Consider the following 12,521-nt stretch of genomic DNA (forward strand, 5'->3'; position numbering starts at 1 on the left):
GGTGTACAGCCCGCTCTCTGGTTAAGCGGCAATAAGGACAGTACGCATGGCAAAGATGACCGAATCCGATATTGAAGTAATGGCAATTGAGCACCTGCAAGGGCTGGGCTATGAGTATGTTTACGGCCCGGACATTGAACCCAGTGGAATCAATCCGTTACGTAGCTATCAGCAGGTTATCCTTGAAGATAAAGTGCGTACAGCATTGCAACGAATTAATCCGCACCTTGGTGAGCAGAAGTGTGAGGAAGCCCTGAAACAGGTGATGCAGATCAGCACACCTGACCTAATGACAAACAATCTGGCCTTTCATCGCCTGTTGACCGAAGGAATCAATATCGAAGTCAGCAAGGATGGTAATACACAAGGAGAGCTGGCCTGCCTGATCGACTTTAACGATCCCACGAATAATGAATTTCTGGTCATTAATCAGCTCACCATCAAAGAAGGCAACCATACCCGCCGACCGGACCTTATTTTATTCATCAACGGTCTACCATTAGTCGTTATCGAACTTAAAAATGCCGCTGACGAAAATGCTACGGTAACAGGTGCCTATAATCAGATTAAAACCTATCAGAACCAAATCCCCGGTCTGTTTAACTACAATGCTTTTAATGTGATATCTGACGGGCTGGAAGCCAAAGCGGGGACGGTTTCTGCCGATTTCAGTCGTTATATGACGTGGAAAACTGCTAACGGTAAAACGCAAGCCACCAGTACCCAACCACAGCTTGAAGTTTTATTACAGGGGTTGCTTAATCCTGTAACGCTGCTGGATATGATCCGCCACTTTATCGTGTTTGAGGCCAGCAAACATGAAGACAGCAAAGGGATTATCAGTATCCGTACTGTTAAAAAAATGGCAGCTTATCACCAGTACTACGCGGTTAATGCAGCAGTACTTTCCACTATTCGTGCCTCAGGTGTAAATGCAGATTCCCCCTCTGCCGAAGTAGCACTGCGCCAGCAGGGACGTAACAGTAAAGTTCTTGTTAATGCGCAAAAAACCGGAGATCGTAAAGCGGGGGTCGTGTGGCATACCCAGGGTTCCGGTAAATCGCTTTCGATGGTGTTTTATACCGGGAAGATTGTACTGGCGCTGAATAATCCAACAGTGGTAGTGATCACTGACCGTAACGATTTGGATGATCAGCTATTCGGTACGTTTTCTTCTGCCACTCAGCTACTTCGTCAGACACCAAAACAGGCCAACAACCGGGAAGAACTCAAAGAATATTTGCGTGTCGCCTCTGGCGGTGTGGTGTTTACTACTATTCAAAAATTCCAGCCTGATGATGGCAGCAATATCTATGAGTTGCTGTCCGACAGAACTAATATTGTCGTTATCGCTGATGAAGCACACCGTTCCCAGTACGGTTTCAGCGCCAAAGAAGTTGACGTGAAAGACAGCGAAGGCAAAGTAACAGGTAAACGTACCGTTTATGGCTTTGCCAAATATATGCGTGATGCCTTGCCCAATGCTACCTATCTTGGTTTTACCGGAACCCCCATAGAAAAAACGGACGTAAACACACCTGCTGTTTTTGGTAACTACGTTGATATCTACGATATCTCACAGGCCGTAGAAGACGGTGCAACCGTGCGTATCTTCTATGAAAGCCGTCTTGCCAAAATTGCCATCAGTGACGAAGGTCGCCAGCTAATTGAAGACTTCGACGATGAGTTTAACGAAGACGAGCTGACGCTTACCCAGAAAGAACGGTCTAAATGGGCCAGAATCGAAGGTCTGATTGGCAGTTCAAAACGTATTAAAGCCATTGCGGCGGATATGGTTCAACACTTTGAACAGCGCTTAAAATCTAATGCCTATCATGGCAAGGGCATGATTGTTACCATGTCCCGACGTATTGCTGCTGAACTATATAAAGAAATCATAGCCTTAAAGCCTGAATGGCACAGCGATGATTTAAATGACGGTATAATAAAAGTCGTCATGACCTCTTCTGCTGCTGACGGGCCAGAAATCGCTAAACACCACACCACAAAAAAAGAACGTCAGGTTTTGGCTAATCGTATGAAGGATGACGACGACAAGCTGAAACTGGTGATAGTGCGTGATATGTGGTTAACCGGCTTCGACGCTCCCAGCATGCATACGCTGTATATCGACAAACCAATGAAAGGCCACAACCTCATGCAGGCAATTGCCCGTGTGAACCGTGTGTATAAAGATAAGATAGGCGGTCTGGTTGTTGACTATCTGGGCATTGCCTCTGATTTAAAAGAAGCCCTCTCCTTTTACTCTGATGCAGGTGGACGTGGAGATCCTGCTGAGGTTCAGGAAGAAGCCGTAACGCTCATGCAGGAAAAGCTGGAAATCCTGGAAGGCATGATGCATGGCTACGATTACAAAGCTTACTTTGCCGCAACTACTTCACAACGCCTGACAATTATTCTTGAATCAGAAAACCATATTTTAGGGCTGGATAACGGTAAAGGTAAAATGCGTTTCCTGGCTGCGGTTGCAGCCTTGTCGCAGGCATTTGCATTGGCGACACCGCACGATAAAGCAATGGAAGCGGCACCCGAAGTAGCATTCTTCCAGGCCGTAAAAGCCAGACTGAATAAATTTACTGAAAACTCAGACGGATCAGAAGAAGAACACAATGACAGTCTGGAAGTTCGGGTAAAACAGACTATCGATCAGGCTCTGGTTACCGATAAAGTTGTTGATATTTTTGACGCTGCTGGGATACAAAAGCCAGATATTTCCGTTCTTTCTGAAGAATTCCTTCAGGAAATGAAGGATTACCAACACAGAAATATTGCTTTGGAAACGCTTAAAAAACTGCTTTCTGACGAGATTAAGGTTCGCTCGAATCAAAGTATCACCCAAGGCAAAAAACTGATTGATATGCTGACCTCTGCAATCAATGGCTACCAGAACAAGGTACTGACCGCAGCGGAGGTAATTGATGAGCTAATCAAGCTTGCTAAGACTATCCAGGAATCTGACAGCCTTGCCAGCCAGTTAAACCTCAGCGCTTATGAATATGCCTTCTATTCTGCTGTTGCAGATAACGACAGTGCTCGCGAGTTAATGGAAAAGGAAAAACTACGAGAACTGGCAGTCGTACTTACAGAGGCTATCCGCAACAATGTCAGTCTTGACTGGACAGTGAAAGAAGCAGCAAGAGCAAAAATTCGCGTGGTGGTAAAACGTCTGCTCAAAAAATATGGTTATCCACCCGATATGTCCTTGCTCGCCACAGAGACCATTTTGAAGCAGGCTGAACTTTTAGCTGGAGAATTAGGAAAATGATTCCCCTAAATTTTAACATACAAACTATTTTAAGTTATACAGGAGAAGCTAATGGATAGCAGGCCATATCTTAAAACAGTACTATATATACTATCACTGTGACTTTTATTTTTATCATTATTAATTATGTCCTACGATAAGGTTTTGATAAAAAATGTGTGGGACTATATTTTCACGAAAAACTTTACTCTCTCAATCTCGTCATTGAAAGTGAGAAATATCGTTTTCATAGTTAGTTTGATTTTCATCTTTATTGGTGCAATTATTTTAATAGTCCTTGCAAATAGCTTTGGTTCGGGTTGGTCTGTTGCATGCACTGTCTCGGATATCAGCAATGAAAACCATGAACATTTAGAGTTTTTAACCACTTATATAATGCCCTTAGTTTGTAGGCGAGATGCCAGCTCGCTTACTAATAAAACAAAAATAAATTTGAATACCGTACAATCTGGTGTCATTAATATCTTGAAAACAACAAAAAAGGAGATAAATAATGATATCAAGAGAAAATAATAAAAATAACCTATTCCGTGTAAAGTCTAAAAATGGTGTCCTTCGTTGTCTTAAGGCTGGCATGGATATAAATATGTGCAATAGTAAAGGTCAAACTGCTCTTTTTACCTGTAATGTACCTGAAGCTATACAGGCAATGATTGACGCTGACATTGACATTCACCACTTGGATAATGAAGGTAATAATGCATTATTCTATGCTCAAAATGTTGAAACAGTGGAACTTCTTGTCAGCAATGGTATTAATGTTAACCACCGGAATAAGTCAGGTACCCTTGCGATTCAACATATTGATGTTTCACCAGGGTTAGTAAAATATCTTATCAAAGCTGGACTAGATATCCATACCAAAGATAGCTATGGCAACTCCTTTCTTTTCATTCCATTTGAAGGATATGTATACGATGCACTCATTGAGGCTGGTTGCGACATTAATCATAAAAATTTAAGCGGGCAGACAGCATTCGATTACTGGCAGTCAGAAAACCACAGCATAGCTGGTAAATATACTCACTGGGAATCTAAAAACGATAACTACATTCGTTTTCTTATCCGTAATATTCATCTTAAAGACAGTTCAAAAATTGTATTCACGAACATTACATTTAAATCAATTGAGCTGTTGTCGTTACTTATAAAGCAAAAAAATGAATTTGAGATAAGTGATAAGTGCATTATCACACCAACAAATGCCGACGTTAAAAAATTAATTTTACAACTAAAGAAACTGACAGACATTAGTCATGTTTGGTTTTACATAAACAGTACATATCTACTGACTCACTATGCAGGAAGACTGCTAATTAAATGGTTAATATGTCATGATATAAAAGTTGATATAGAATCACTAAAAGAACGCTACTTCTATGAAGAAATCCTCCAGGAAAAATCACAGAGAGAGCAAAAGGTTTTACCAACAACGATTCAACCAGTTACCTGTAAAGCAATTACAAAAAAAAGATTATGAATTGAATCTGCCTGAACACTCTCCCCTTGGCTTTAACCTTTAGTTAGATAGCCAAGGGACGCTAACATCATTAATTTAATACAAAGCCCCACATTGCACCTTAGCACTTTGAGAAATTTATTTTTTAAAACACCCTCATCGCCAATTCATACAATATCAATCACTACTCTCAAACCAAATCAATCAAATAAAACACAGCACTTTTTGATAAAAATAATATAACAATGAAAAACAACACCTTATATGAAATATAATAAAAATATAACTATTTAATTAAATAAATATAAAAATATATTTGCATTTTGTTTATTTAATAATATATATTTCCTTTGTTAATTAAATAAAGGAGAACTAAAATGAATAAAACAAACTATCCAAGCCTGACTAACTATCTCGCCAAAACAAAAAAGAACGCAGATCTTTATAGATTATATAATCCACAATTTTCTTTTTTCTGCAAAAGTGACACTCAGGAGCAAAGATTTTATTTCGATTATTTCTCAAGACATGTGGTCTCGAAGAGAAATATTTTAACCGTATTCTCTATCTATACATTCACCTCTTATAACATGAACAAAAAAGAGACAATAAAAAATTTCATTCGATTTCTCAAAACGACGAATGAAAGTACATTCCATAATGCTTTTTCATTTCGCGGTGGTAACATTTTGTATGTAAGCAACAAAAACATGTTGAAAGAGATCTCATGGTTTTCACTCGCTCGAATTTACGAAGACATTAAAAAAATAAAGGAATATAAAACCAACCATGAAAACTATATCAGATTAGTCGCTTAACAGAGGAGAAAAATTATGAATAACAACGCAATAAATGCATTACTCTCTTGTAAAACTCCAAAAGACATTCAGGCTTGCATTACTGCAGGCTCCGATATTAATACACTGGATTCGTTTGGAAGAAATATACTGTTTTACTGTAAAAACCCAAGAATGATTGACACTCTGGTTAAAGCAGGAATAGATTTTAACCATGTTGACAACTATGGTCACAATGTTTTGTTTAACCAGCGAAATCCTCACATACTGAAAAAATTGATTGATTCCGGCGTAGATATACACCACAAAAATGGTCTCGGCCAAACCTGTTTATGCTCGTTAGCTGATAATATATCCTGTTGCAAAACCCTGATCAATGCTGGAATTAATGTCAACAATGTGGATAAATGCGGAAGAACAATACTTTTTTACGTAAAAAATCACTCTATCTTTGATTTGATGGTACAGGCCGGTTGCGATATAAACCACAGAGATAACCAGGGTCATGGTATTTTTGAAATTTGCTATTCATTAGGCGATTTCAAAGCCAAAATGCTCATTCGTCATATTAGTATGAAGGATAGCAGTCCAGTAATTTTCAACTACCTCAACAGCGAAAGTCTGCAGATAATGGATTTGCTTCAGAAGAAAAACCTTAACTTTACTATCTCTGATAACTGCCAGGTTTATCTAAGTGCCAATGAAAATGAAATGAGCTCTTTCTTCAGTAAACTAAAGAAGAAGACAGATATCAGCAACACACATTTTCGCCATATTGTACTGCGAGGTTATGATTTACGCGGGGACATTGAAACCATTAAATGGTTTATCCGCAATGACATAAAAATAGATAAAAAACAACTGGAACAGCATATTCGACATGATGAGATTTGTAAATATATAGCAGAACATGAGAGAAAGAAACTTAGCGAAATTATGAAACAAACAATCTCTTTAATGCCAGTAAAACGTAGATTGTAACCTCCACCCCTCCTCACTGTCATAATGAATTTAATATGAACCCTATTTTTACCCAGAGCAGATTATCTAATTAGCAATCTGCTCCACCTCTCTTATTTATAAATTTCGACACTGCCTTGACTTATTTTACCAATGCGCTAACTGTAGATCATGAACACATTTTAAAAAGGTTAGATATGCATAAAAATGAAAGTAAAGAAGATCTATCAAGAAGCTCAAGAAGAGGTAAATTCCATACAGCAAAATATTCACCTAATGAAGTTCGAACTCACTGCGTCAGCGTTCGGTTAAACGAAGAAGAATTATCTATTCTCGATAGTAAAAGAGGCCCTTATAAAAAAGGGGAATGGCTAAGAATGGCATCCCTCAACAAACTCCCACCGGTATTACCTGAAATCAATCGTGAAGCATGGATTAAACTCGGCAACCTTTCACAGGATTTAAACCGCCTGCTGAATCATCTCGACAGCAAAAGCCCTGACAGCGAACTGACCCGTACAGAACTCTTCGCCCTGCGCAGACAAATCAAAACTCTCAGGGATCACCTTATTCCATCAACCTTTCTGGAGCAAGACCAGTGAAAGGCATGCAGAAAATAAAGCGGGGTAAACAGTTTGCAGGTGTGGTTCTCTATAGCCTTAAGTCAGGATCTCACCACAAAATCACGCCTTATATTATCGGTGGCAACATGACGGGAAGCACTGCTGCTGAACTTATCAGTGAATTTGAAGGCACAAGACTACTGCGCCCCGGTGTCGCCAAACCTGTCTGGCATAATTCGATTCGCCTGCCAAAGGGAGAAACACTGTCAGTCAGACAATGGGCGGCATTCGCTGACGATTATATGACCCGGATGGGATTCACTGAAACCCATCTTCGCTGCTATATCATGCACGATGATTCGGACGGACAGCATATCCATATAATAGCTAACAGAATTAACATGGTCGGTGGGAAGCTGTACCTTGGGAAAAATGAAAATCTTATCAGTACCCGGATTATCAGCGAGCTGGAGAAAGTCCACAAACTCACTCAAACCACATCTGCAATCAGTAGTCATAGTCAGGAGAAAAGAAAGCCTTCCCGCAACGAGCTGATGATGGCTGAAAGAACGACAACTCCCTGCCCCAGGTCCACTCTGCAGAGCCTGATTGATAATGCGTTAACCGGCCGCCCTGATTTGCTGACTTTTATCACTATGCTGGAAAAGGAAGGCGTGAACTGTAAACCCAATATCGCCTCAACGGGAAAAATGAACGGCTTTTCATTTCAGTACCAGGGCATTGCCTTTAAAGCGTCTCAGCTTGGAAAAAAGTATGGCTGGTCTTCTCTGCAAACACAGATTGATTTTACACCAGAGCACCTGGCTTTACTGAAAAAAGAGCAACAGCAGACTGTGCCAGTGCCAGTGCCAGTGCCAGTGCCAGTGCCATCATGCGAGCCTGAAGAACAGGCTGCAAACCGGGAAACGATTCTGGAGAAAATCCTTCAGCTTGAAGAAAAAATTCGTCTGGAAAGACAACAGGAAACAGTGGGTGTCATTCAACTCAGGAGCAAACTGCACAATACAGCTCGTCAGATACCCCGCCAGCGTCGTCTGCATTCGTGGCTTGTATTACTCGGCCATATTGTGGCACTTCTCAGGCGCAGGGGCATGTCTCTGTTACATGCCACTGCACATCCTTTCCACCAAATCCTGCACCTGCATCTTCTGACACCCTGTCATTCCATGACAACAAATCCCATTAAAGAACAATTAGTTAAAAACAACCCCCATCCTGCACCATAAGTTAAACAGTCCATACTTTAGTAATAGTCAACAAAATATTGATCGTTTATATAGATCGATAAACTAGTTATGATAGTTACAACCTATCAAGCAAGATCCATCGATCGGTACAAGCAATTTTACTAAAGCGGATCATTCATCGAAAATGTTCAAAAATACATCACCTTAAATCAGGCCACGGAGTCATGATGGATAGTAAAACGATTAGCTGCCCCTTCTGCTTTACACAAAGCCCGTACGGCGTGCGGATTTGCAAAGGTTGCCATGCAAAAGTGGCCTATGGTGAAAGTCCGCTCAGTGTGGCATTCCTGTTTCAATTCGTGGCATTCGGTCTCGCCTGGTTAGTATTTTCATTGACCGGTAGCACTCCTGTCTCAGTCATTACATTTTTTTCCAGCGTCATTATTCTTATCTGCATAATTAAAAAGAAATATGCAGACAGAGTTGTTTTTATACGGTGATATTAATTTCGCACCACCGCAAACATAAAAAATTAATATGGGAGAACTTATGAACAGATTCATGATTTCTGTTTTTTTTATTTCTGCATTCCTTATTTCTGGTTGTTCAATATCAGGCAACCAGCATCTAAAAAAAGAAACATCACAAAGTCTGCAGTCGAAGATTATCAAAAATAAAACAACGAAATCAGAAATCATTACCGCATTAGGTGAGCCGGAAACCAAAACTACATTTGATAGTGGCAATGAAGAATGGACTTATTCCATGGATAACAATCAGTTTGATGCCACCACATTTATTCCCGTGATTGGACTGCTGACAGGGGGTTCACAGACGCAGGCCAAAACGCTGGAAATCGAATTTAAAGGCGAAACGGTCAGCAAGTGGACGTTCTCTGAAAACAACAGCAAGATGAAAACCGGTCTTATTCAATAACGTACTCTACAGTCTGGGATTATTTTATGAAAACATATGCATTTGCCACACTCATTGCGTCCATTTTTTTGCTGAGTGGCTGTACCGGTGAACCGTCTGAGCAGGATATTTACACTGCGATGAATAAGGTCGTGGAGCAGACGAATGCCATCGTTAAATCCATAGCAGGTAAAGATGTCCCGAAAGACGCACTGCGCGAATTAAAATCAGTCAAAAAGCATGACTGCGTAGAAGTCTCTGATAAAAGCTATAAATGCAATGTGACGGCTATTGTCGATAACGAAAAGCGTACTGCTGCTGTAACCCTTGTCAAAACGGATGATGGCTGGCAGGTCGTTGATAAGTAAACCCACCGTAAAACCATCACGACAGGCGGGACACCGAATGGGTGGCCCTGCCTTTTTAATGCCCGGTAATGTCTTGCGGGAAACGACTGCTCTTATGTCACTCTGCCATACTCTGCCTTGCCCGGCGCATTTCCGCTGCCTCACAGCCTTTTCCTGACCACGGATCCTGGTGGTGTATAAGCCAGAGAACGTGCAATGCGTTTCTTTTCATACTGTGCCAGTAAATCAGCATAAATGTGCTCTGCTTCATCCAGATTGCCTGAAATATAATTCACGAGCGAATTCAGGCAATGCAGCAATGTGTCACTGTTAGCGAGTTGCCTGAGCAGAGGGGGCTTCAGGGTAGAAACGACACCCATAAACATCTGCATGATATTATCAACGTGATAACACGAATAGCGATATTGCGCCCGTGAATAAAAATACTTCAGATGATATCCAGCGAAAAGCACATAAAGTTTTCTGTAAAAATTATTGTTATTAACACTGTCGCGATGGTGTGTTATATATTTATCAACAACAAATATAAACTTTTCTTCCTGAGATGAAACACAAATATTACTCATAACCCTCTCCTTTTTTGTTTTTATAATTAAGTACTATCAGCTTTAAAATTTAAATCAATACAAAATTGAAAATATTTTATTTTAAAATGACAACTATTTATTCTGTTAATACTGGAAACAGCTTTCGCTGTTGCAATGTTGAGTCCGATCGATTGCATTACCACTTCCTTTTTTCAAAAGCCAGGTAGTTTCTAGATTTCAGATAAAACCCCTTCAGGAATTTTTTTGAGAGAGTGCTACGCACTGGCTCACGCCCCCGACGACAGATATATGTAGATTATTTTTACCCGTCAGATGAAAACCCAACGCTTAATCCCCCTTGCAGCGCCGCTGAGTGCCCTCAGCACTCACTCGCTGAAGCAGAAAGGATTTTTCCGAAGGGGTTCCGGCGTGAGCCGTATTAAGTTAACGGGTAAATCATGTAGTTGGATCCACTCTTTCGCTAAACTCAGCAGTCTGAATCCTGCGCGAAGCATATTTGTGCTGAGAGCTAAACCCAACTGTCTGAACTCCTGCGCGAAGCGTATTTCTACTGACAGTTAAACACTATAGCAATGTTCTGAAGCCCAGTGGCGCAACACACAGGTGCGCAGGCTTCACTTAAGGAATAATATTACGAAGGAAAATCAGCAATAGCAGTGTTTGTCAAACTGTGTACAATGGAATTTTGTGTCAGTCTAAAGCTAAATTTCGGTTTCTTGTTTCTTTATCACTCTTTTATCTTGCAAATTCAAAAAGAAAATTAATCAATTACATCAACAAATTAAGATGTAATATTGGTTGTATCTTTCAGAACCAAAAATTATTAAGGACATAACAGGTGATGGTGAAATTTAGCACCCTTCGTAATAACTCTGACAACCCTTAATATTCCACTAAAAAAAATAATCACAGAGCAATAAATATAATATTTTTTAAATTTTTATTACTAAGAATATTGACAAACAAATTTAATATGCCATATCTGTTATCAGAATAATAAAAAAGGAGCCATTATGTCAAACACAAGTGTTATGTTAACTAAAGAACAAAAAGCAATTATTGCAGAAGCATTAGATGTTATGCCCGAAGATCTGGAAGAAATAAAAGTTAAAGCAAGTGCCTGTAAAAAGACATCCTTTCGTGACGATTTTTCGATGGTCTTTAAAGATAATACGGCCACACTCGCCCGAATGGATCTGACACCAACGGCATTCAGAATTGTTCTTTATCTTTTCTCAGCCATTGATTATGGAAATATTATCCCTGGCTTTTCACAGTCACGTACCGCCAGAGAGTTAGGACTGAATAAATCGAATGTTTCACGTGCATTCAGAGAATTATTTGAGAGGAAAATACTGATCCGTAATGCTGAAGATAGTCAGGTTTACCTGAATTCTAATTTATGCGTGAAAGGTATTCCTCATCGTTTCAATGAAGATCTGATGGATAAATTCAGTAAATCAAGACTTGAGACTGAAGACTTTGCCACTTCATTCAACTTTTATCGCGCAGGGCGAAAAACAAAGCCTGTAAAAAAATCCAGAAACAGATATCCAACTGACGGCATTCCATTTTAAAAGACATAACAGCGCTGGTGATTTTACTCCTGACACCAGCGAAAAATTTAACAAAATAAAGGATATCTTTATGAAACAAAGACTCCCTGCTTACCTTCACCAGAATAAATTATCAGATGAACAACGCAATCTGAACAATACTGTTCACAATGTGTTTTGGCTTCTCACATTAATCGCTTCATACACACCAGATAAAAGCACTGTTTACCTGAGTTTTCACCGTGCAACATCCATCGCACAGCAGGAAGAGATACATATCACACCAGCCCGATTTTATCAGGCCATCGATAAACTGATTGATACAAATGTTATTATGTGTACTGAGTTTAAATACCAGTATCGTTTAAACCCTGTATTTTTCAGTTATCTTAAATAAAACAAAGGGCAGAGAATGAAAGTTCAGGATATTCCTATCCTGCCATGCTTGCTATAGCAAAACCACATGACCACTATCAAAAGCACATAATTTTTATATATCATTGCCAGTAGGATTAAAATAAGAAGGTACAGACTTGTGCTGTCTGTACCCATGATAATTTATTACAGACTTTACACCTTTTTACCTGCGTTATTCTTTCTGATAATATTTTTTTCATTGACAAGGTGCTCAATACACATTCGTACTTCATCATTAATGGTAACATCTGTAGCACCCTCGACCAGTATAGAACACAACAAATAAAGAAGGACGTGCTCAAACTCTATCTCTTCGACTGGATCTACATAATTACGATAGGTTTCAATAGCCTCATACAAGCTATCCGGTGAAGTCACAAATGCACATACAAAATCTTTATCTTCCGGTACTCTGATTGAATTATTCATTTTAAATCTCCTGTA

Annotated in this window: 13 protein-coding genes and 1 pseudogene; 12 read left to right on the forward strand and 2 right to left on the reverse strand. The window is 39.7% G+C overall.

The annotated features are described in order from the left end of the window. Positions 1-46: 46 nt before the first annotated feature. From OGV74_RS05770 to OGV74_RS05810, 10 genes and pseudogenes are all read left to right on the forward strand, one after another. Positions 47-3,286: a type I restriction endonuclease subunit R gene (locus OGV74_RS05770; RefSeq protein WP_286520484.1), complete on the forward strand. Its 3,240-nt coding sequence runs from the start codon at positions 47-49 to the stop codon at positions 3,284-3,286. A gap of 117 nt (positions 3,287-3,403) precedes the next feature. Beyond that, positions 3,404-3,799: pseudogene (locus tag OGV74_RS23370) on the forward strand (KwaA family protein); the annotation flags it as partial. Continuing rightward, complete coding sequence (locus tag OGV74_RS05775) at positions 3,780-4,766, forward strand: ankyrin repeat domain-containing protein (protein WP_112020170.1); 987 nt, start codon at positions 3,780-3,782, stop codon at positions 4,764-4,766. The pseudogene OGV74_RS23370 and the gene OGV74_RS05775, both read left to right, overlap by 20 nt. Positions 4,767-5,122: 356 nt before the next feature. After that, positions 5,123-5,563: a hypothetical protein gene (locus OGV74_RS05780; protein WP_080917247.1), complete on the forward strand. Its 441-nt coding sequence runs from the start codon at positions 5,123-5,125 to the stop codon at positions 5,561-5,563. A 15-nt stretch (positions 5,564-5,578) separates the two neighbouring features. Next, on the forward strand, positions 5,579-6,523 hold the full coding sequence (locus tag OGV74_RS05785) for an ankyrin repeat domain-containing protein (RefSeq protein ID WP_286520490.1): 945 nt from the start codon (positions 5,579-5,581) through the stop codon (positions 6,521-6,523). Positions 6,524-6,699: 176 nt separating this feature from the next. After that, positions 6,700-7,104 (forward strand): hypothetical protein, encoded by a 405-nt coding sequence (locus tag OGV74_RS05790; protein WP_001594377.1) that lies wholly within the window; start codon positions 6,700-6,702, stop codon positions 7,102-7,104. Further along, complete coding sequence (locus tag OGV74_RS05795) at positions 7,101-8,312, forward strand: relaxase/mobilization nuclease domain-containing protein (RefSeq protein WP_113410398.1); 1,212 nt, start codon at positions 7,101-7,103, stop codon at positions 8,310-8,312. The genes OGV74_RS05790 and OGV74_RS05795 overlap by 4 nt, the downstream gene beginning before the upstream one ends. A gap of 188 nt (positions 8,313-8,500) precedes the next feature. Beyond that, positions 8,501-8,773, forward strand: coding sequence for a hypothetical protein (locus OGV74_RS05800; RefSeq protein WP_016246257.1), 273 nt, complete (start codon positions 8,501-8,503; stop codon positions 8,771-8,773). Between the two features lie 49 nt (positions 8,774-8,822). Then, positions 8,823-9,209 carry an SEN1984 family lipoprotein gene (locus OGV74_RS05805; protein ID WP_286520493.1) on the forward strand — a complete coding sequence of 129 codons (387 nt, stop codon included), beginning with the start codon at positions 8,823-8,825 and terminating at the stop codon, positions 9,207-9,209. A gap of 26 nt (positions 9,210-9,235) precedes the next feature. Next, on the forward strand, positions 9,236-9,556 hold the full coding sequence (locus OGV74_RS05810; protein WP_286520495.1) for a cell wall-binding protein: 321 nt from the start codon (positions 9,236-9,238) through the stop codon (positions 9,554-9,556). Positions 9,557-9,696: 140 nt separating this feature from the next. Here OGV74_RS05810 and OGV74_RS05815 read toward each other — a convergent pair whose 3' ends face one another. Beyond that, positions 9,697-10,122: a hypothetical protein gene (locus tag OGV74_RS05815; RefSeq protein ID WP_016246259.1), complete on the reverse strand. Its 426-nt coding sequence runs from the start codon at positions 10,120-10,122 to the stop codon at positions 9,697-9,699. A 995-nt stretch (positions 10,123-11,117) separates the two neighbouring features. Here OGV74_RS05815 and OGV74_RS05820 point away from each other — a divergent pair. Continuing rightward, positions 11,118-11,681: a helix-turn-helix domain-containing protein gene (locus tag OGV74_RS05820; RefSeq protein ID WP_286520498.1), complete on the forward strand. Its 564-nt coding sequence runs from the start codon at positions 11,118-11,120 to the stop codon at positions 11,679-11,681. A gap of 70 nt (positions 11,682-11,751) precedes the next feature. Beyond that, positions 11,752-12,057, forward strand: coding sequence for a hypothetical protein (locus tag OGV74_RS05825; RefSeq protein WP_112016340.1), 306 nt, complete (start codon positions 11,752-11,754; stop codon positions 12,055-12,057). Between the two features lie 173 nt (positions 12,058-12,230). On the opposite strand, the gene OGV74_RS05830 is transcribed toward OGV74_RS05825, so the two are convergent. Continuing rightward, entirely contained in the window at positions 12,231-12,506 is a 276-nt protein-coding gene (locus OGV74_RS05830) for a hypothetical protein (RefSeq protein WP_001065761.1), read from the reverse strand. Positions 12,507-12,521 lie beyond the last annotated feature (15 nt).

Origin of the sequence: Citrobacter sp. Cf116 (genome assembly GCF_030336505.1) — a bacterium.
Classification (GTDB): domain Bacteria; phylum Pseudomonadota; class Gammaproteobacteria; order Enterobacterales; family Enterobacteriaceae; genus Citrobacter; species Citrobacter freundii.

What these genes read in the sequence shown, in the direction of transcription:
- OGV74_RS05800 (WP_016246257.1), top strand. Translation starts at nt 8,501, where the DNA reads ATGGATAGTAAAACGATTAGCTGCCCCTTCTGCTTTACACAAAGCCCG.
- OGV74_RS05770 (WP_286520484.1), top strand. Translation starts at nt 47, where the DNA reads ATGGCAAAGATGACCGAATCCGATATTGAAGTAATGGCAATTGAGCAC.
- OGV74_RS05790 (WP_001594377.1), top strand. Translation starts at nt 6,700, where the DNA reads ATGCATAAAAATGAAAGTAAAGAAGATCTATCAAGAAGCTCAAGAAGA.
- OGV74_RS05830 (WP_001065761.1), bottom strand. Translation starts at nt 12,506, where the DNA reads ATGAATAATTCAATCAGAGTACCGGAAGATAAAGATTTTGTATGTGCA.
- OGV74_RS05785 (WP_286520490.1), top strand. Translation starts at nt 5,579, where the DNA reads ATGAATAACAACGCAATAAATGCATTACTCTCTTGTAAAACTCCAAAA.
- OGV74_RS05825 (WP_112016340.1), top strand. Translation starts at nt 11,752, where the DNA reads ATGAAACAAAGACTCCCTGCTTACCTTCACCAGAATAAATTATCAGAT.
- OGV74_RS05780 (WP_080917247.1), top strand. Translation starts at nt 5,123, where the DNA reads ATGAATAAAACAAACTATCCAAGCCTGACTAACTATCTCGCCAAAACA.
- OGV74_RS05775 (WP_112020170.1), top strand. Translation starts at nt 3,780, where the DNA reads ATGATATCAAGAGAAAATAATAAAAATAACCTATTCCGTGTAAAGTCT.
- OGV74_RS05805 (WP_286520493.1), top strand. Translation starts at nt 8,823, where the DNA reads ATGAACAGATTCATGATTTCTGTTTTTTTTATTTCTGCATTCCTTATT.
- OGV74_RS05810 (WP_286520495.1), top strand. Translation starts at nt 9,236, where the DNA reads ATGAAAACATATGCATTTGCCACACTCATTGCGTCCATTTTTTTGCTG.
- OGV74_RS05820 (WP_286520498.1), top strand. Translation starts at nt 11,118, where the DNA reads ATGTCAAACACAAGTGTTATGTTAACTAAAGAACAAAAAGCAATTATT.
- OGV74_RS05815 (WP_016246259.1), bottom strand. Translation starts at nt 10,122, where the DNA reads ATGAGTAATATTTGTGTTTCATCTCAGGAAGAAAAGTTTATATTTGTT.